Source organism: Halobacterium zhouii, from assembly GCF_021249405.1.
Classification (GTDB): Archaea; Halobacteriota; Halobacteria; order Halobacteriales; family Halobacteriaceae; genus Halobacterium; species Halobacterium zhouii.
Genome location: NZ_CP089593.1, coordinates 1,787,691 through 1,806,231, shown reverse-complemented (window position 1 = coordinate 1,806,231; position 18,541 = coordinate 1,787,691). Strand labels below are relative to the sequence as shown.

General features: G+C 67.6%; 25 protein-coding genes and 1 tRNA gene. 19 read left to right on the top strand and 7 right to left on the bottom strand.

Features of this window, described 5'->3' with window-relative positions:
- The 3 genes from cmk (at nt 1) to LT970_RS09370 (ending at nt 1,630) form a co-directional block, all read left to right on the top strand.
- Nucleotides 1-579: a (d)CMP kinase gene (gene cmk, locus LT970_RS09380; protein ID WP_232686203.1), complete on the top strand. Its 579-nt coding sequence runs from the start codon at nt 1-3 to the stop codon at nt 577-579.
- Nucleotide 580: 1 nt separating this feature from the next.
- Complete coding sequence (locus tag LT970_RS09375; protein WP_232686202.1) at nt 581-1,474, top strand: RNA-guided pseudouridylation complex pseudouridine synthase subunit Cbf5; 894 nt, start codon at nt 581-583, stop codon at nt 1,472-1,474.
- Nucleotides 1,475-1,560: 86 nt separating this feature from the next.
- Nucleotides 1,561-1,630, top strand: a tRNA-Pro gene (locus tag LT970_RS09370).
- Nucleotides 1,631-1,662: 32 nt separating this feature from the next.
- On the opposite strand, the gene LT970_RS09365 is transcribed toward LT970_RS09370, so the two are convergent.
- Together LT970_RS09365 and LT970_RS09360 are read right to left on the bottom strand one after the other, a co-directional pair.
- On the bottom strand, nt 1,663-1,869 hold the full coding sequence (locus LT970_RS09365; RefSeq protein WP_232686201.1) for a hypothetical protein: 207 nt from the start codon (nt 1,867-1,869) through the stop codon (nt 1,663-1,665).
- Nucleotides 1,870-1,890: 21 nt separating this feature from the next.
- Nucleotides 1,891-2,340 (bottom strand): ArsR family transcriptional regulator, encoded by a 450-nt coding sequence (locus LT970_RS09360; protein WP_232686200.1) that lies wholly within the window; start codon nt 2,338-2,340, stop codon nt 1,891-1,893.
- 206 nt (nt 2,341-2,546) lie between these two features.
- Here LT970_RS09360 and LT970_RS09355 point away from each other — a divergent pair, with 206 nt between their 5' ends.
- The 9 genes from LT970_RS09355 to LT970_RS09315 all read left to right on the top strand — a co-directional run bounded on the left by LT970_RS09355 (nt 2,547) and on the right by LT970_RS09315 (nt 9,013).
- Nucleotides 2,547-2,954 carry a hypothetical protein gene (locus tag LT970_RS09355; RefSeq protein WP_232686199.1) on the top strand — a complete coding sequence of 136 codons (408 nt, stop codon included), beginning with the start codon at nt 2,547-2,549 and terminating at the stop codon, nt 2,952-2,954.
- 68 nt (nt 2,955-3,022) lie between these two features.
- A complete protein-coding gene (locus LT970_RS09350; protein WP_232686198.1) occupies nt 3,023-3,712 on the top strand; it encodes an RAD55 family ATPase in 690 nt (229 codons plus the stop codon).
- Nucleotides 3,712-4,152, top strand: a complete 441-nt coding sequence (locus tag LT970_RS09345; RefSeq protein ID WP_232686197.1) for a DUF8057 family protein — start codon at nt 3,712-3,714, stop codon at nt 4,150-4,152. Before LT970_RS09350 ends, LT970_RS09345 begins: the two co-directional genes overlap by 1 nt.
- Nucleotides 4,153-4,154: 2 nt before the next feature.
- Nucleotides 4,155-5,066: a beta propeller repeat protein gene (locus tag LT970_RS09340; RefSeq protein WP_232686196.1), complete on the top strand. Its 912-nt coding sequence runs from the start codon at nt 4,155-4,157 to the stop codon at nt 5,064-5,066.
- A gap of 80 nt (nt 5,067-5,146) precedes the next feature.
- Nucleotides 5,147-6,109, top strand: a complete 963-nt coding sequence (locus tag LT970_RS09335; RefSeq protein WP_232686195.1) for a beta-ribofuranosylaminobenzene 5'-phosphate synthase family protein — start codon at nt 5,147-5,149, stop codon at nt 6,107-6,109.
- 306 nt (nt 6,110-6,415) lie between these two features.
- Nucleotides 6,416-7,252 (top strand): RAD55 family ATPase, encoded by an 837-nt coding sequence (locus tag LT970_RS09330; protein WP_232686194.1) that lies wholly within the window; start codon nt 6,416-6,418, stop codon nt 7,250-7,252.
- Between the two features lie 67 nt (nt 7,253-7,319).
- Nucleotides 7,320-8,222, top strand: a complete 903-nt coding sequence (locus LT970_RS09325; protein ID WP_232686193.1) for a hypothetical protein — start codon at nt 7,320-7,322, stop codon at nt 8,220-8,222.
- A complete protein-coding gene (locus tag LT970_RS09320; protein ID WP_232686192.1) occupies nt 8,215-8,685 on the top strand; it encodes a DUF8135 domain-containing protein in 471 nt (156 codons plus the stop codon). The genes LT970_RS09325 and LT970_RS09320 overlap by 8 nt, the downstream gene beginning before the upstream one ends.
- A 7-nt stretch (nt 8,686-8,692) precedes the next feature.
- On the top strand, nt 8,693-9,013 hold the full coding sequence (locus LT970_RS09315; protein ID WP_232686191.1) for a transcription factor S: 321 nt from the start codon (nt 8,693-8,695) through the stop codon (nt 9,011-9,013).
- Between the two features lie 585 nt (nt 9,014-9,598).
- Here the strand turns inward: LT970_RS09315 and LT970_RS09310 are convergent.
- The 3 genes from LT970_RS09310 to LT970_RS09300 form a co-directional block, all read right to left on the bottom strand.
- Complete coding sequence (locus LT970_RS09310; RefSeq protein ID WP_232686190.1) at nt 9,599-10,459, bottom strand: ZIP family metal transporter; 861 nt, start codon at nt 10,457-10,459, stop codon at nt 9,599-9,601.
- A 68-nt stretch (nt 10,460-10,527) separates the two neighbouring features.
- Nucleotides 10,528-11,202, bottom strand: a complete 675-nt coding sequence (locus LT970_RS09305; RefSeq protein WP_232686189.1) for an SDR family oxidoreductase — start codon at nt 11,200-11,202, stop codon at nt 10,528-10,530.
- A gap of 64 nt (nt 11,203-11,266) precedes the next feature.
- Nucleotides 11,267-12,088, bottom strand: coding sequence for a rhodanese-like domain-containing protein (locus LT970_RS09300; RefSeq protein ID WP_232686188.1), 822 nt, complete (start codon nt 12,086-12,088; stop codon nt 11,267-11,269).
- Nucleotides 12,089-12,236: 148 nt separating this feature from the next.
- Between LT970_RS09300 and LT970_RS09295 the strand changes: the two genes are divergently transcribed.
- From LT970_RS09295 to sugE, 4 genes are all read left to right on the top strand, one after another.
- Nucleotides 12,237-12,896, top strand: coding sequence for an HAD family hydrolase (locus LT970_RS09295; protein ID WP_232686187.1), 660 nt, complete (start codon nt 12,237-12,239; stop codon nt 12,894-12,896).
- A gap of 152 nt (nt 12,897-13,048) precedes the next feature.
- The gene (locus tag LT970_RS09290; RefSeq protein WP_232686186.1) at nt 13,049-14,239 is read left to right on the top strand and encodes a redox-regulated ATPase YchF; all 1,191 of its coding nucleotides are present in this window, start codon (nt 13,049-13,051) and stop codon (nt 14,237-14,239) included.
- Between the two features lie 63 nt (nt 14,240-14,302).
- Nucleotides 14,303-14,965, top strand: coding sequence for a glycosyltransferase family 2 protein (locus LT970_RS09285; protein ID WP_232686185.1), 663 nt, complete (start codon nt 14,303-14,305; stop codon nt 14,963-14,965).
- Nucleotides 14,966-15,005: 40 nt separating this feature from the next.
- Nucleotides 15,006-15,338, top strand: a complete 333-nt coding sequence (gene sugE / locus LT970_RS09280; protein ID WP_232686184.1) for a quaternary ammonium compound efflux SMR transporter SugE — start codon at nt 15,006-15,008, stop codon at nt 15,336-15,338.
- Between the two features lie 41 nt (nt 15,339-15,379).
- Here sugE and LT970_RS09275 read toward each other — a convergent pair whose 3' ends face one another.
- Complete coding sequence (locus LT970_RS09275; protein WP_232686183.1) at nt 15,380-15,631, bottom strand: DUF8593 domain-containing protein; 252 nt, start codon at nt 15,629-15,631, stop codon at nt 15,380-15,382.
- 1 nt (nt 15,632) lies between these two features.
- Nucleotides 15,633-16,343 (bottom strand): hypothetical protein, encoded by a 711-nt coding sequence (locus LT970_RS09270; protein WP_232686182.1) that lies wholly within the window; start codon nt 16,341-16,343, stop codon nt 15,633-15,635.
- Between the two features lie 112 nt (nt 16,344-16,455).
- Here LT970_RS09270 and LT970_RS09265 point away from each other — a divergent pair, with 112 nt between their 5' ends.
- The 3 genes from LT970_RS09265 (at nt 16,456) to eif1A (ending at nt 18,538) form a co-directional block, all read left to right on the top strand.
- Nucleotides 16,456-17,337 (top strand): bactofilin family protein, encoded by an 882-nt coding sequence (locus LT970_RS09265; protein ID WP_232686181.1) that lies wholly within the window; start codon nt 16,456-16,458, stop codon nt 17,335-17,337.
- A gap of 109 nt (nt 17,338-17,446) precedes the next feature.
- Entirely contained in the window at nt 17,447-18,073 is a 627-nt protein-coding gene (locus LT970_RS09260) for a class I SAM-dependent methyltransferase (RefSeq protein WP_232686180.1), read from the top strand.
- A 180-nt stretch (nt 18,074-18,253) separates the two neighbouring features.
- Nucleotides 18,254-18,538 (top strand): translation initiation factor eIF-1A, encoded by a 285-nt coding sequence (gene eif1A / locus LT970_RS09255; protein WP_269785467.1) that lies wholly within the window; start codon nt 18,254-18,256, stop codon nt 18,536-18,538.
- The last annotated feature ends 3 nt before the right edge of the window (nt 18,539-18,541 follow it).

Genomic DNA, 18,541 nt, shown 5'->3' with positions numbered 1-18,541 from the left:
ATGTTGATCACCATCTCCGGGCCGCCGGGGAGCGGGAAGAGCACGTCCGCGTCCGCGCTCGCGGACCACCTCGACTACGAGCACATCTCGGGCGGCGACATCTTCCGGAGTCTCGCCGACGAACGCGACCTCTCCCTGGAGGAGTTCAACGAACTCGCCGAGGAGGACCCCCAGATAGACAGGGACCTCGACCGGCAGCTCCGCGAGACCGCGCGGGACCGCGACGACGTCGTCCTCGAATCCCGGCTCGCGGGGTGGATGGCGGGCGAGTACGCCGACATCAAGATCTGGCTGGACGCGCCGCTGGGCGTTCGCGCGCGCCGCATCGCGGAACGCGAGGAGAAGACGCCGGCCGCCGCGCGCGCCGAGACCGAGAAACGCGAGGAGTCCGAGACCGCGCGCTACGCGGAGTACTACGGCATCGACTTCGACGACCTCACCATCTACGACCTCTCCGTGAACACCGCGCGCTGGGGGCCCGACGCGGTCACCGACATCGTGTTGTACGCCGTCGACTCCTACGAACCGTCGAGTGACGAGGGGCCCGCGCCCATCGAGAACGTCGACTACGAGTTCTGAGATGCTACGCGACGCGCCCGAGAACCGCGACCCCGAAGACGTCATCGAGTTCGGCGTGCTCAACCTCGACAAGCCGCCGGGACCGTCGGCCCACCAGGTGTCGGCGTGGATCAGGGACATGCTTGGAGTCGAGAAGGCCGCGCACGCCGGCACGCTCGACCCGAAGGTTACCGGCTGTCTACCCGTGCTGACGGGCACCGCGACGCGACTCGCGCCGGCGCTCCTGGAGGGCCCGAAGGAGTACGTCGCCGTCCTCGAACTCCACGGCGACGCGCCCGTCGCCCTCGAGTCCGTGGTCGCTGAGTTCGAGGGCGCCCTCTACCAGAAGCCGCCGCGCAAGTCCGCTGTCGCGCGCCGCCTCCGCGTGCGAACCGTCTACGACCTCGACGTGCTCGAAATCCGGGACCGGCAGGCGCTCCTCCGCATCCGCTGTGAGTCCGGCACCTACGTCCGGAAGCTCTGCCACGACCTCGGGCGGGCGCTCGGCACGGGCGCGCACATGGGTCACCTCCGGCGGACGGCGACCACGCCGTTCGACGACACCGACCTCCGCACGTTCCAGGACCTCGCGGACGCGCTGGCGTGGTGGCGCGACGAGGACGACACCGAACCACCCAGCGGCGACCCCGAGGCCGCGCTCCGCGACGTGGTGTCGCCGGCCGAGCGCGCACTCACACACCTCCCGTCGGTGACCATCGCGGAGTCGGCGGCCCGGGAAGTCGCTGAGGGCGCGCCGGTGTACGCGCCCGGCGTGCTGGACGCGGACGACGCCGAACGCGACGCGCTGGTGGCGTGTTTCACACCGAACGGTTCGGTGGTCTGCCTCGGTCGCCTCGTCGGCGACCCCGGCGCGGAGTCGGGGACTGTCGTCGACCTGGAGCGCGTCCTGGTGTGAGCGTACAGGAGACCCCGCTCTCGGTCGGTCTACTATCCGGGGAAAGCGAAGGCCTTAATGCCCGAACCCACATTTGGACGCGTGTGGGGCCGTGGGGTAGCGGTATCCTCGGCGCATGGGGTGCGTCGGACCCGAGTTCGAATCTCGGCGGGCCCACTCTCGATTTCTGACGGTGTCGGTCGGACCGGTTACTCGAGCGCTGTCACGATGTAGCGACGGCCATTCTCGTCCTCGTAGGTGTGTCCTCCGCATTTGTACCGGTGTTCGGTCCTCGATTCGAGTTCGTCGAAGGACCCGTCGAACTCGACCGTGTACTCGCCGACCCGGTCGTCGCCACGGCGCTCGAGGACCGTCGCGCCGGCGTTCTCGAGGTCGTTCTGGTGGCGTGGTTCCATTCGCGGTCAATCAACTGGGTGTTACGTCTCCGGCATCTTCTCGCCCGGAGACCGGATGGCGTCGTTCTCGAACTGTTCGATGCCCTGTACGGCGCCCGCGAGCGCCGCGAGTGCCTTGTCGGCGTTCGAGCCGTGGGTAACGACGCCGGTGTCGTCGTCGAGTTCGACGACGTCACACGCCTCGAGTTTCGGGACGTGGGTGTGGTACAGCGAGAGATACGTTTGCTCGGCGTTCCGTCCGGCGTCGCCGTCCTGCCGTTCCTCCCGCCAGTCGGTCAACTGTTGGGCGAGTTCCTCGAGCGTTCGCTCCGGGCCGGCGTGCAGGGCGTAGAGGAAGAATCGACGTTCTGGATGGGCGAGCGCGTCGAAGACGGGGTCGAGCGTGAGGATGGCGTGCGGGCCGTCCTCGGAAGGGGTGGTGCTTCGTGGAGAGTCGATTCGGCCCAGGTCACTTAGGCCACCACCAGTCATGTTTGTCATTAACACACTCTCCTATCATAAGTGTTGCCCCTCAGTCACTATTCTGGATTCACCATCGAGTGTCTGATTCGCCGCACATCCGGCCAGTTTGCCCGTTGACGCGAGCGCGACCGCTGCCATATGAGGGCACCCATAACAATACTGTCAGCACGGCTGCCAAATATTCAAATGAGCGGACGCACACGTACGGTCGAAGCATGGGTGGTCGAGACCGTGCGTTCCGACTGGAGATCCGGTCGACGGAGACCAGGCCCTCCGAGGAGACCCAGCAGAGCGTGCTCCCGGCGATGTCCCAGAAGTTCGGGCAGGGCGTCGAGATATCGAAGGCGACACTCGAAGGGCAAGCCCCCGGCACGACCACAATCGGGACGGTGACGACTCGGAACGTCGAGGGCCTGTTTTCGGTCTACGAATACCTCGAACCGAACGACCTCGTGAAGGTGGGGGACATCGTCTCGAGCGACGGCAGCCGCGTCGTCACGCGGCGACTCCACGAGGCAGACAAGGACGCTCTCGACCGCCGCGAGGACGCGGAGGTCCTGGGGGAGGCCGGGAGTAGCGTCCTGGTCCGCGTGCACTCGACCGAGACAGACGACCCCCGGTAACTTCGTCGCCGCGCACTCGGTGGTTCGACCCTGAACTGCTTTACGTCCGGACTGTGTTCGCTCGCTCGATGAGGGTCTCAACTGGCGTCGCCGGGCTGGACTCGATGCTCGACGGTGGACTTCCGGCGCGCCGACTCTACACGCTGAGCGGGCCGCCGGGCAGCGGGAAGACGACGCTCGCCTCGCAGTTCGTCACCGACGCCATTCGGAACGGCGAGGACGTGTTGTACGTGACGATGCACGAGACGCGTAACGAACTCGTCGAGGACATGTCGAGTTACGACTTCGGGTTCGAGCGCGCGACGAGCACTGACCGGTTCACGTTCCTGAATCTCACCCGGGACCGCTCCCGCCAGTCGCTCGCGAAGTACGGCCGGGAGAGTGGCCTCTCCGCCCGTCTCGCGTCGATGATCCGCCAGGAGGACTACGACCGCGTGGTGGTGGACTCGACGATGCTCCTCGACCACTTCACCGACGGCACCGACACGGAAGTGACCCACTTCGTCACGGGCCTGAAACAGACCGACGCGACCGTCGTCCTCGTCTCCGAGATGACCGACCCGACGGCGTACGCAGAGGAGCATTACCTCGCACACGGCGTCGTCTTCCTCCACAACTTCCTCGAGGGCGGCGGGATGACTCGGGGCGTCCAGGTGGTGAAGATGCGCGGCACGAACATCGACTGTGACATCCGCGACGTGACGTTCACGGGGTCGGGACTGCAGGTCGACCCGAGCCGGAAGGTCAGGCCAGACTGATGTACGAGGAGACGCTGTCGACTGACTGGAGCGAGGATGACCTGGACCGTGAGGAGGCCGTGTGGCGGGCGTACGCGCTCGGCGTCGCCGCCGTCCTCGGCGAACAGAACCCAGATGAGTACCGCCAACTGGTCACGGCCGTGGGCCGCTCGCTCGTGGAGATGGCCTACGACGAGGGGAAGAGTTCCGCCGCGGAACTCGACCGGGAATTCGCGTCTGGCGGTCTCGACGACCTCGACAGTGACTTCCCGTCCAGAGAGGACGCGGTGTGGTCGAAACTCATCAGTTACGAGCAGGGCGGTGGCGGCGAATCCGGGTTCACGGCCGAGGCGAGTTCCCGGACCGACCTGCCGGAGTTACTGGAGAAGATCGACCTCGATTCGGTCACGAAGGACGACCTCGAGCGACTCCGCCTACCGGAGTTCCTCTCCGGTCGCTGAACGTGCTGCTGCTCGCTGCAACCCCGGACGGGCTCTATCGGGTTGACTTGGACAACGAGACGCAGGTCCTGGATGCGGACGTCCGAGCGGTGCGGGTGGCGGAGGGGACGGCGTACGCTGTGACCAGTGACGGACTACTGGAGTCGACAGACGCTGGGAAGACGTGGCGCCACTGTGCGCTGCCGATGTCCGACGTGCACAGCGTCGAACCGGGCGAGAATCTGCTCGCAGGCGTCCGGCCGCTCACCGTCTACCGACGCACAGACGGCTGGACCACGCTTGAGGGCCTCTGTGACCTCGCATCTCGAGAGGGCTGGCCGACCCCGTCGTTCCGCGACGACGCGTGGGCGCGAACGCTGGCGACGGACGGCGACCGCGTGCTCGTCGGCGTCGAAGTCGGTGGCCTCGCGGTCCGCGACGAGGACGGGACGTGGCGGAGCGCTGGCCCCGCGGAGGAGAACCCGCAGGCCGCACAGCGCCGCGACGATGTCCACCACGTCGCCGTTCGGTCACGCGGTGAATGGGTGCTGGGGACCGGAGACGGTGCGTTCTACACGACCGACGCGGGCGAAACGTGGACCCGCCTCGACACGGGGACGCGGCGGTACTGCCGAGAGACGTGCTCGGTCGGCGAGCGTCTGTACGTCGGCGTGAACGCGTCCCCGCCGCGATGGAACCCGCCGGACGCTGCAGTGTACGCCGGCCCGCCCGGCGACCTCCGGCGCGTTCGCTACCCTGGTGGTCGCGAGCGATTCGTGGTCTCGTGGGCGAGCGACGGCGACATCGTGTACGCCGGCGCGAACGACGGTACGATACTCCGCTTCGACGGACGAAACTCGGAGACGGTGGCGTCGGTTCCGGTGAGCGAGGTGGCCCGGACCGCGTACGGCGTCCGCTCGCTGGCAGTGGTCTGACCGCCCCGAACTGGCGTTCCCATACCGGGCAGGTTTGCCAGCGACGAAACCACCTTCCTGTGGCGCGTCGAACTCCGCGCATGGCTCGAGTCGAGACCGGCGGTCGCCTCCACGTCGGCTTCTGTAACCTCTCGCTCTCCCGGGACCGACTGTACGGGAGCGTCGGCCTCGCACTCGACGAACCTCGCGTCGTCGTGGACGCCGAACGGGCCGACACCGTCGTCTGCGACCACCACAACGCCCGCGAGCACGCCGAGCGCGCCTGTGCCCTGCTCGGCGTCGACGGCGCGCACGTCACCGTTCGCGAGGAACTCCCCCGGCACGTCGGCCTCGGCTCCGGCACCCAGCTGGCGCTCGCGGTGCTCACCGCCGTCGCGCGGGCTCACGGCCGCGACCCCCGGGTCCGCGAGCGAGCGCCCGAACTCGGCCGCGGCGGGCGCAGCGGCGTCGGCGTCGCGGCGTTCGAAGCCGGCGGGTTCGTGCTCGACGCCGGCCACCCAACGGAGCGATTCACTACCGAGCGCCCGGCGCGCGGCGAGTGGGACGTTCCGCCGGTCTCCGCCCGCCACGCCGTCCCCGAGGACTGGCGCTTCGTGCTCGTGTGCCCGGACGCCGACCCCGGGAAATCCGAGAGCGGAGAAGAGGAGAGCATGCGCTCGGTCGTGGAGCGAGCGGACGGCGCGCTCGCGGACCGCATCGCCGGCGCCGTCACCCGCCGCGTCCTCCCTGCGATTGCGACCGACGACGTCGACGCGTTCGGCGCGGCCGTCGCCGAAGTCGGACGGCTCAACGGCGCGTGGTACGCCGACGAGCAGGGCGGCGTCTACCGCCCGCCCGCCGGCGCACTCGTCGACGAACTCACCGCCAGTCCCGCAGTCACGGGCGCGGGTCAATCGTCGTGGGGGCCCGTGGTGTACGGTGTCACTGATGTCTCACGAGCAGATGCTGCCGAAGATGCTGGCTGGAGCGCGCTCGACGCTGCTGGTGTCGGTGGCGATGTCCGCGTCGTCGAACCGCGAAACGTTGGTGCCCTAGTCGAGTGAGGGGACTGACCTGCGTCTGTGACCACCCAGAAAGCCCCGGCGGGCTACACTCCCGCGACTCGCTGCGCGCCTCGGTCGCTTCGCTCCCTACGGTGCTTACATCGCCGGGGTTCGTGTAGCCCGCCGCCCCTTTCAGTCCTCCCGTTGGCCGGTTGGCCAGCCGGTAGGGTGGGACTGAAAGGGCCGGGGCTTTCTGGGTGTTCGCAGAAGTGGGACTGTGAGAGCTGCCGGAGCTTTCCACTCGAACCAAAACACGACCCACAACCACGGCACAAGACGTAAGCACTCTGCGTGTGACGCCGGGGTATGGCGACGATTCCGTTCGGCATTTCGCGGCTGGACGGCCGAATCGAGGGCGGCGCACCGGAGGGCAGTGTGGTGTTGCTGTCCGGGGACGCGGGGGCCGGAGCACGCGAGTTCCTCTACACGAGTACGGTGATGAATGGGTTGCGGGAGGCCGACGCGGACCTCTTCGACCTGCACTACGGCGACCTCCAGGGGAACGCGCGGGCGCCGGAGTCGATCCACTACGTCTCGTTCACGGCCGACGAACCGGAACTACAGCGCGAGATCTCGTTCTCGATGGACGAGGAGATCGTGGAGGCGGGCCTGGAGGCGGTGACGTTCGAGGATCTCTCGCCGGAGTTCTTCCAGTTGAGTCCGGTGCCCCGAGAGTGGTACTCGGGCGAGCACCGGCAGATAACGGACCTCGGCCAGCAGGACGAGCGCCGGGAGGTGCTGGGCGCGTTCGCGGACTACCTCGACGAGCACGCGAGCGAGAGCCTGGTCGTGGTGGACTCGCTGTCGGACCTCATCGGCGCTCGTAGCAGTGACATGTCGTTCAGCGACGTGGTGCTCACGCTGAAGGGACTGCGGAAGGCGGCCCGCGACTGGGACGGCCTAATCTTGTTGTTGCTCGCGCGGGGCGCGGTCACGGACGACCAGCTCGGGCGCCTGATGACGTCCGTGGACGGAACGATAGAGTTCTCCTGGGAGAGCGGCGGCAACGAGCGCGTGCGGACGATGTTCGTGCGGGAGTTCCGCGGCGTGCTCAGCCGCCTCGAGGCCGAGGACATCGTGCAGTTCGAGACGGAGATACACGACGCCGGCTTCGACGTGAGCGACGTGCGGAAGATCCGGTGAGCGTGGCTGTCCGGCACCGACGAACCTGTCCGAACGGTTAAGTCACGCCCGTACAAAGTCGGCGTGAATGCCCGACGGAACGTCGGACGCGGTCGACGCCGCGAGGCTCACGGGGCCGGACGCGGCGTGGCTGGGGGAGCGAGCCGAGGAGTTGGGCGTCGACGAGGAGGACCTCCTGGAGCGACTCGTCACCGCGTACCGCGAGGTGGCGGAGGGTGACACTGACACACCGACCGCTACGGACGTCGAGGACCTCGAAGAGCGGATTGTTGACGCGGAGCGCGGGTTCGACGACAAGATCGAGGACGTGCGCGAGCGCGTCATCCAGGTGAAACGGGAAGCCGACGGGAAGGCCGACGCGGACCACGACCACGAGGACCTCGAAGAACAGACGCGTGCGGCGGCGGAAGCCGCGCGCAGCCTCGAGGACGACCACGAGGCTCTCGCGGCAGCGGTCGAGGACCTCGAGTCGCGGGTGGACGCTGGGTTCGAAAACTTCGAGGAGGTGCTGTCCTATCTCCGCGACGAGACGGACGGCCTGAGCGGCAAAGTGACGACGGTGGCGGCGACGATGCTGTCGATGCGGGAGTCGGTGGCGGCGCTCGCGGGCGGGGCGGCCCGCCGGGAGCGCGTCGAGCGACTGCGCGCGGCGGCGAACCGCGCGGGTGTCAGAGTCGCGGACTGCGGCGAGTGCGAGCAAGAGGTGTCCGTGGCGCTGCTGACAGAGCCGTCGTGTCCGTTCTGCAGCGCCGCCTTCGAGGACGTCGAGGCCAAATCCGGCTGGTTCGGGTCGCACACGCTCGTGACGGGCGAACCGCCCGCGCTGGAGTCCGCGGAGCAGTGGCTCGAGGAGGACGACTCGTGGCTCGGCGACGACGCGGCCCTGGAGGAGATGGTCGAGGAGGCCGAGGACGCCGGCAGCGAGTCGACGGAAGACGACGATTCCACGGAGGCCTTCGAGGATGTCTGAGGACCCGGAAGACGCCGACGGTGGGGACGCCGGCGGCGAGGATGCCGGTGGCGGAGACGCGACCACGAGCGAACCCACGCGAGACGCGCCGTTGTCGGACCTGCGCCGGGACGTCGAGGAGCGCCGGCGGCGGGACGACGGCGACGACGCGGCCGACCTGTTCACCGACGTGGACGTGGGCGAAATCGACGAGGACGAACTCTGGGAGCAACTCGAGTCCTCGGGCGACGACCCGCTGTACACCACCGAGGAGAGCGAGGGCGGGCGCGAGGTGTCGGTCGTGAACAAACGGCTCTGCCACGAGTGCCCGCACTTCGCGGACCCGCCGGAGTTGTCGTGTACGCACGAGGGTACGGAGATCGACGCGGAAGTGGACACCGAGCGCTTCCGCGTGCTGGACTGCCCGATGGTCGACCGGCCGGAGCACGCGGATGCAGCGGGCTTATCCGAGGACGGCGACTAATTCGACCATGCAGTTCTGCGACGAGTGTGGGTCGATGATGCACAAGCAGGACGGGGAGATGGTGTGCTCGAGTTGCGGGTACAGCGCGGCGACCGACGAGGACCGCGCCGCCGAGTTCGTCTCCACGAAGGGCCAGGACACCAGCGACGTCATCGAGACGGAGGAGGACGCGAACTTCGAGGGCAAGCCGACGGCTGACGAGGTCTGTCCGGAGTGTGGCCACGACGAGGCCTGGTACACCATCAAGCAGACGGGGAGCGCGGACGAACCGCCGACGCGCTTTTTCAAATGCCAGGAGTGTGGCGCTCGCTGGCGCGGGTACAGTTAGCGAACGCGGCGGGCCGACGGCGAATGCAGAATTTTCACGTTGAAGCGCTCTGAGCCACAGGCAGGACACGATTCAAGAAACGGTGTCGTAGTTCGTTGATTCTATCGCGGAGAAACTGGAGGAACACCAAAATTGAATGTAGAATGGAAATAGTCTCCAAAAAATTTCGCTACCCGTACGGCTTTGTAGACCACTCAACTATGAGCTCAGTATGTCGAAGGATGCAGAATTACTCTGGGACACAGTCCTTGTCCCGTATGGTCTCGTGACCGGCATTTTGTGGGGTCTTAATGTTAGCCCAAGAGCAGATCTACTGCAAGCATTGGGAAACCCGTCACCAATTTTGCTCTGGGGGGGTAACTATTCTGAACTTCTTGCCATTATTAAGAGCATCAACCAAGTCATATGAATACGGTCGCTCCTTCGGGGTGTTTTCGCTGATTATCGCCCTCCTGAGCGGCTATTTCCTGCCTGTGTACCAACAGTTGGGGTTGCTCTTGCTAACGATATCATTTGCTTCTGGAATTCTTGGGGTCGCTTGGACAGATGCCCGAAGCTTCTAACCTGGCGTAAGGATCGGATGCTTCACTGAACCAGCAGGAACGCCGCGAGCACCGCGAGACCGCCGAGGGCCGTCGAGAGCACTGCCTGGATGCGCAGGCGGTCGAGCAGGTCGTGGTCGTGCTCGTGGCCGGTGCGGGTGACGGCGTCGTGGACGTCGCTGCCGGTCTCGCAGTGCGGGAGGAAGTCCATGGCGACGTGGAGGAAGATGCCGGCGGCGAACCCGAAGACGACGGCGAGGAGGGTGGGGTTCGTCGGGAACGAGAGGAGGCTGACCGCGAGCGCGGCGAGGCCGACGCCGGAGGCGGGGAGCAGTAGCATCGTCGCGGAGTGGTCGTCGGCGGCGAGGCGGCGCGCGGCGGCGTAGCCCGCGGGCCCCTTGTGCGAGACGATGGCGAGGCCGAGCAGGGGGCCGAGGTCCGGCATCGCGGTGTAGACGACGCCGATGATGGCGCCGGCCGTGAGCGCGTGCGCGGTGAGTTCCGCGGACGTGCGGTCGAGTGGCAGGTTGCGGTGCGTGAGTCGGTGGCCGATGGTGTGCGCGCCGAACCCGGTGAGGATGCCGGCGGCGACGCCGAAGCCGCCGGGTTTCGCGGCGTAGCCGATGGCCTGCGGGACGAGGAAGACGGCGGAACTGGTGACCATCGCGCCGCTGGCGAGGCCGTACCCCCAGACGAGGCCAGTGGGGTGTTCGGCGCCGGCGCGCGCGCCGAGTGCGGCGGCGCCCGCCATGCCGACGAACGCGACCCACGCGATGCCGAGGAGTTTCGGCGCTGGCGCGAACACGAGCACGTACGCCGAGAGCGCGGCGAATACGAGCGCGCTCGCGGTGCCAAGTCGTGACGTGCGGGCGCGTGCTGCGACGGCTGACTGCGTGACAGACATCTGGTTATTAATTCTGGCTCGGATTTTAATACTCTGTCGGTCGTGGCGGCGGTGACCGACAGCGCGCCTCACTCGGCCGCGTCTTCCCAGTCATCGGCGTCGAGAACGCGTCCGTCGAGTGCCCCAGGGACGGACGCCGCCCACGTAAACAGCCCCGCGACGTCGGCGGGTTTCCGGCCACCGCCGCCGTGGATACCAGTGTTCACCTCGCCGGGGTCGACGCAGCCGACAGCCTGTTCGCAATCCACCGAGAACTGCCCCATCACGCCCTCGACGGCCGCCTTCGAGACGGCGAACGATCCGCGTCCGGGTTCAGGGTCGCGGGCCACGCGCTCGGTCGGAATCACCACGCGCCCGTCCGCGGGCATGTGCGGGAGCGCCTCGCGGACCGCCGCGAACACACCGCGGACGTTCGTGCGGATCGTGTCGTCGAACCCGCTGTACGACTCCTCGCCGAGTGGCGGTCCGGACCCGCCGCTGTGGTCGACCGCCGCACACGGCACGACGACGTCGACGCCGGACGCCTCGCCCGCCCGCGACGCCTGCTCCATCAGTCGCTCGACGTCGTACTCGTCGCGCACGTCGGTGCGAACCGCGACGGCGCCAGCGTCGGCGGCGACCGACTCGACGGCGTCCCGGTCGTAGCCCGCCGCGACGACGGTGTCGCCCTGCCCGGCGAACGCGCGCACGACCGCCGCGCCGACGCCGCCCGACGCTCCGGTGACGACCACTGTGTCTCCCATGGCTCTCTGAATGCACGGCGTCGGTGTAAAAGGACCTGCTCTCCCGAGCGAGAGACCGCCCGGCTTACGGCGTCAGCACCGCCGCTGTGAGCTCGCCGAGCGGTCGCGTGACCTCGAAGGACGGGCCGCTCACGCGGATCGGCATCTCGTCGTTCATGCCAGAGAAGTAGAGGTGGAGTTCGAACGAGCCGTCCTCGCGTATCGGCGCGGCCTCCTGCTGGCCCGACGCCGGGTTGGTCGCCCACACGTACTCGCCGGCGTACTGCGCGGCGACGTCGCCCTCGATGACGGCGTTCTCCGGAGCCGCGAAACTCGTGCCGCGCATCGGGTAGCCGCGACCGCGCCACTCGCCGAACCCCTCGTCGATGACGTAGACGTTCGAGAACCCGCTCTTCTGGAGGCCCGCCGCGCGGATCGAAGAGAGGTGGTGGGGACACCCGCAGTAACACACGACCCGGTCGTCTTTCGGCCACCCCTCGATGGGGCCGCCCTGGGAGTTCTTGACCGCAGGGCTCAGGACCGACCCGAAGACGTGCGAGCGCTCGTACTGGCGCTGGCCGCGCGCGTCGACGAACCTGGCGGACTGGCGCTGGTGCCAGTAGTGAGCGACGTCGATGGGAACGAGTGTGACGGACTCGCCGTTCGTCGAGAGCTGGGAGAACGTCGACTCGTCGACGCTTCGCTCGTTCGCCTGTTGTCCGTACTCCGGCGGGAAGCCGTCTGAGTAGTCGTTGTCGGAGGGGTAGTCGCCGTTCGCGTGAAACGTGGTTTCGAGGTTGCCGGGGTGTTTGATGGGTCGAGCGGCAGCGTTGGTGCCGCCACCGAGGCAGCCCGCGAGCGTGGCGAGCGCACCCGAACTTGCCCCGAGGAACGTGCGGCGGTTCATGCACCCACATTGGCGCGACTCCATTAAGAACTGTCGCCACCCGGTGACGCCAACCGGATTCTCCGGGTTCGCCGCCGCGTCCGTCCGCCCAAACCGGCCGTCCGGGCGCCACGAAACGCCTTTGCCGGGGCGTTGTGAACCCCGGTCTGTGAACTACGACGCGGTCATCTTCGACAACGACGGCGTACTCACGCACCCGACGCCCCTGGACGTGCTCCGGGATGCCACCCGCGAGGGCTTCGCAGCGGTCGGCGTGGACGACCCGCACCCCGACCACGTCGAGGAGTTGACGATGCACGCGACGCCCGCCGACCTGGACGCCGCCTGCACGGCCCACGGTGTCGACCCCGACGACCTCTGGTACGAACGCGACCTCGCGTTCTCCCGAGCACAGGTCGCCGACATGGAAGACGGTCGAAAACCCCTCTACGAGGACTACGACGCTGTGCGCGCGCTCGACGCGTCCCGCGGTATCGTCTCCACGAATCAGCACCGTACCATCGAGGCTATCCTCGATTTCCACGACATCCGCGGCGACTTCGACACCCACTACGGCCGCGAGATGGAGATTGCCAGCCTCACGAAGAAGAAGCCGAACGCCCACTACCTCGAGCGCGCGCTCGCCGACCTCGACGTCGACCCCCACCGCGCGCTGTTCGTCGGCGACAGCGAAACGGACGTCGAGGCCGCGCACAACGCCGGCACGGATTCGGCGTTCATCTGGCGCGACCACCGCGACGGACTGGAACTGAGTGTGAATCCCGACTACGAACTCGACGGTCTGGACGACCTGCACGAACTCGCGTAATCGAGGCTCTCACCGTCTCAAACGCCTCGAAAGCCGTTCCATTCCCTCTCTGTTACCGGTTGATTCCTCGGCCATCGAAGGTCTGTGAGACCGATTCGCAGACGGCGAGCAGGTAGAAATCCGTTTAGGGACGAACCGTTTCCACTCTCCCAATGAGTTACAACATCGGTCTCGTGGGCAAACCCTCCGTGGGGAAGTCCACGTTCTTCAACGCGGCGACGATGAACGACGTGCCGGAGGGCGCGTACCCGTTCACCACCATCGACCCGGCAATCGGGGAGGCGTACGTGCGCGTGGACTGCGCGGCGCCCGAGTTCGACGAGAGTTGCACGCCGTCGACGGGGTTCTGCCAGGACGGCACGCGGTTCGTGCCGACCAAACTCGTCGACGTCGCAGGCCTGATTCCGGGCGCCCACGAGGGGAAGGGCCTAGGCAACCAGTTCCTCACCGACCTCAACGAGGCCGACGTGCTCGTCCACGTCGTGGACTTCTCGGGGAAGACGGACATCGAGGGCGAGACGACGGAGGGCCACGACCCCCGGGAGGACATCGACTTCCTGGAGGACGAACTCGACCAGTGGTATCTCGACATCCTGGAGAAGGGCATCGAGCGCTACGAGAGCCAGCACATGGTCGAGACCGACGTCGAGACCGAACTCGCCGAGCAGATGAGCGCGTTCCGCACGAACGAGGACGAGATCAAGCAGATCATTCTCGCCGTCGGCCTCGGTCTCGACCCCGACGAGTGGGACGCCGACGACCGCATGGACCTCGCCCGCGAGATCCGCAAGCGAACGAAGCCGATGGTCGTCGCGGCGAACAAGATGGACACGCCCGAAGCCCAGGCCAACTGGGCGGAGATCACCGAGGACCCCGACTACGACCACCTGACGTTCGTGTCGGCGAGCGCGCACGCGGAGAAGGCGCTCAAGCAGGCCGCCGAGGACGACGTGGTCGACTACCGGCCGGGAGACGACGACTTCGACATCACGGGCGACGTGAGCGACGAGCAGGCCGCGGGCCTCGAGTCGATCCGCGAGTTCGTGGGCGAGTTCGACGGCACCGGCGTCCAGCAGGCGCTCGAAACCGCGCTGTTCGAGGAACTCGGCGTCATCCCCGTGTTCCCGGGGTCCGCCAACGGTCTGGGGACGGCCGACGGGCGCGTCCTTCCGGACGTGTTCTTGCTCCCGGCGGGCGCGACCGCCGAGGACTTCGCGTACCACATCCATTCGGATATCGGCGACGGCTTCCTGCACGCGAAGGACTGCCGCGCGAATCGGCAGATCGCGTCGAGTCACCAACTCGACGCGCGGGACGTCGTCGAGATCGTCTCCACGAACTGAGTCGGATTCCCGGAGCGGACCGCCGGCAGAAGAGCTATTCTTTCGGCGACCGCCGGCCTAGGCGTGGCGTCTCCGACAGTGAGTGTCGTGATTCCCGCTCGGAACGAGGCCGGATACCTCCCGGCGACGCTGGGCAGCGTCCGCGCGCTCGACACGAACGTGAAGTACGAGGTGGTCGTGGCGGACGGCGACAGCACGGACGGAACCAGAGAGATCGCGCGGGCCGCCGGCGCGCGCGTGGTGGCCGCGGACGAGCGAGGCATCGCCGCAGGCCGGAACGCCGGTGCGCGGGCCGCGAACGGCGACTGGCTGGCGTTCGTGGACGCGGACACCACGGTACGCGCCCGGTACCTCGACCGAATGCTCCGCTTCGTCGAGAGCGAGGGCCTGGCCGCGGCGTCCTCGCGCTGTCGCGTCACCGGGGTTCGCCGCGGGAAGGCGATGCAGGTCGTCGTCAACCGCGTGTTCCCGCGCCTCCGTCTACCCATCCTCCCTGGATTCAACACGTTCGTTCGCCGGTCGGCGTTCGACGCGGTCGGCGGCTACCCGGCCGTGGGGAACGAGGACACCGCGTTCAGCCGCGCGCTCGCCCGTGAGTTCGACACCGGGTACTGCCCTGACGTGCTCGTGGAGACGTCCGGCCGCCGGTTTGCGGACCTCGGCCTGACGGGAACGCTCGCCCATTACCTCTATCACGACCTGGGCCGCGTGCTCGCGGACCACTGACTTCGACGCGTTGAGGGTGCTGGCGCGTCTCGCCGTGGGTATGTCTCCGTGGCTCTTGTTGTTCGTGGCTGGCGTCTTCGAATCCGTGTGGGCGGTGGGGCTCGCGTACACCGGCGGCTTCTCGAAGCTCGTGCCGTCCGCGCTCACGCTCGCGGCGATGGCCGTCTCGGTCTACCTGCTCGCGCAGGCCGTCCAGGACCTCCCGGTCGGGACGGCGTACGCGGTGTGGACGGGCATCGGCGCGGTGACGACAGCTATCGCCGGCATCTACCTCTTCGACGAGTCCGCGTCGGCGCTCAGACTCGGCTGCATCCTGCTGATAATCGCCGGCATCGCGGGACTACAGGTGACGTCGAGCGCGCACGGCGCGTGAGTGCCGAAAAATAGGGGTGGTCTGGCTGACAGGAGAACGATTCAGACGTTCAGCCGCACCGTCTCCTCGTTGACGTTCGAGACGTACTGGTCGCGGAGGTGGTGCGGGCCGGCGTCCTCCCAGTGGAGGTGGTCGGTCGTCTCGTCGTCTGCGCCCGCCGCGACTTCCACGTAGAGATCGCCGTTCCGGACGTCGACCACGTCAGCGACGTAGCCGCCGTCCTGGTTGTACACGCGCTTGCCGACGTGGCGGTCGGTGAACTCGCCCATGTCTACAGTGAGGAGTTCCAGCATCTTAGCTCTCCTCGAAGACGACCTCGCGGACGGCGACGTCCGTGACCGTGGGGGCGCCGTCGGGGCCGCGCGCCCACGTGAGCTCCGGGCGGACGTCGTAGGTCTCCTCGCCGGCGTCGAGTTCGAGCGTCGCCGTTTCACCCTGCGCGAACCGGCGCGCGACCCTGCCACGCGCGCCGTCCGCGAAGCGGTTCATCTCCTCGGTTCCCTTCCCACTACGAACCGCGACGACCTCGACGTTTAGGCCGTCCGCGCCGGTGTGCAGGGCGACGCGGAGCGGGACGCGTTCGCCCTCGCCCTCGCCGAGCACGAGTTCGGCGTCTTCGGCGTCTTCTAGCCTGTTGATCTCCTGGTCGAGCGGTTCGCCGACGAACCCGGGAACCGACTCGCTCACCGAGGAAAGCACCTGGCTCGCGATGCGCTCGCCGAAGTCGGGGTCGAACGGCGACGGGTTCTCGCGCGAGCGACGCTCGCCGTGGCCGCGTTCGCCACGCCGCTCACGGTCGTGTTCGTGGCGGGGGTCCGGTCGTGAACTGGACGCGGAGTGCTCGTGTGACCGGCTCTTCGGGCGCTTCCCGCGCGGCGGTTCGGCGCTGTCGCGCAGGCCGCGGCGGAGCGCGTCCTCCCACGAGAGGTCGAGGGCGTCCTTCCGGCGCTTCAACCGCTCGAACACTTCGTCGTCCTCGATGCTGATCCGGATCTGTCGGCTCATACTCGGGCCGAGGCACCCCACGGCAATAAATGTGCGCATCGGCTCACACTGGACTCACACACAACTCACATTCAGCGCAAGACTCATATGCTCGCCCGTCGCACGAGGTGGTATGGGAGACACAGTTCGTGGCGACACCATCCGCATCGACGGCACAGGCAAGTACGACACCGTGGACGTCGAGGAGTTCCGCGTCAACGGCACGGGGAAGGTCTCGGAGGACCTCTACGCGGGCGCAGCCAGCATCAACGGCACCGGGAAGGTGGGCGGACACGCCGACGTCGGTGAACTCGACGTCGACGGCACTGTGAAAATCGAGGGCAACGTGCGCGCGGAGACCGTCGAAGTAGACGGCACAGGGAAGTTCGGCGGCGACGTTGCCGCGGACGAACTCGGCGGTGACGGCACCGTGAAGATCGGTGGCGACGCGAGCGTCGACCACCTGCGCGCGGACGGCACGACGAAGGTCGGTGGCAACCTCGACGGCCACCACGTCGAGAGCGATGGCACGATGAAGGTCGGCGGGAGCCTGGTCGCCTCGGACGCGCGCTTCGACGGCACCGGGAAGGTCCGCGGACTCACGGACGTCACCGAACTCGGCGTGGACGGCACCGGCAAGTTCGGCGACGTGAACGCGGAAACGCTCACCGCGAAGGGGAGCCTCCGCGCCGAGGACGTGAACGCGCGGGTGTTCGACCTGGCGCTCGACGGCGACTCCGAGGCCGACAGCGTGCGCGGCACCCAGATCCACGTTCGACGCCGTGAGAGCGACTCCTCGCTCGGGTCGAAGCTTCTGAACCGCGGCGACCCCGTCTTCGAGGTCGGCGTCGTGGAGGGCGAAACGGTCGAACTCGACGCGACGCGCGCCGAAACCGTCGTCGGCGACGGGGTCACGCTCGGTCCGGACGTGAACGCTGAGACCGTCTACACCGACGACCTGGACGCACACGACGACGCGACGGTCGGGGACGTGAGACCCCGCGACGACTACTGAGTCGGCAGCGTGCGGACTCGGCAGGATGAACACGACCCAGTAATCACTCCGTCACCATCGTCTTTTCACCGCCCGCCGTCACGTTGGATGTGGCACAACAACGGGGGATATGGCGGTGAGCACGACGGGTTGTCCGCCACCACAGACCCCACAGGCCCGCGCGTACGACGCCGCGTACGCGTCCATTCCGAACTGGGACATCGGGAAGCCACAGCCGGCGTTCGTCCGACTCGAACAGGCGGGCGCTATCCGCGGGCGCGTCCTCGACGTCGGCTGTGGCACGGGCGAACTCTCGCTGTACCTCGCGCGCCAGGGCCACGACGTACTCGGCGTCGACTTCGCGCCGCGCGCCATCGCAGAGGCGCAAGCGAAGGCCCGCTGGCGGCGCATCGACGCGAACTTCCTGGTGTGGGACGCGCTCGAACTCGACGAACTCCCGCTCCGGTTCGACACCGTCGTGGACTCCGCGATGTACCACGTGCTCGCCGACAGCGAGCGCGACCGGTTCGTCGCCGGCCTGCGCTCGGTGCTCCGCCCCGGCGGCACGTACTTCGTGCTGTGTGACGCGCCGTCGGCGGACACCGGCTTCGAGAGTGCGGGGGTGTCGCGCTCGGAGTTCCCCGAGCGATTCCGCGAGGCCGAGGGCTGGCGCGTGGATTTCGTTCTCGACACGGCGTTCGTGCGACGCTGGGGCCAGAACCCGGCGTTCCTCGCCGTCATCACGCGCGTCTCGTGACCCGTTTCCGCCGTCACGCTACCGACTTCCAGCTTCCTCCCGCCGACTCCCGACCGTCGCGTCACTGTTCTCCGCTCGCCACATCACCGTTCTCCGGCCGTCACGCTGCCGATCTCACCGGATGCTACGCGCTACCGAGCGTACCGCGTCACTTTACCGTCTGCCGCTCCGAGTGTTAGTGTGAGCGAAGACACTGGGCGACGGAATTTACGCATGCCCGACGACGACGAACTGTTCGCGGTCGTGACGAGCCACAACGGCGGGAACCACGTCGAGGTCCGTTGTGAGGACGGCGAGGAGCGGATGGGTCGTATCCCCGGTCGGATGAAGTACCGCACGTGGATCAACGAGGGCGACGTCGTGCTCGTCGAGCCCTGGGACTGGCAGGACGAGAAGGCCAACATCGAGTGGCGGTACAGTGAACAGGACGCCGACCAGCTCCGCGAAGAAGGACACATCGACTGATTC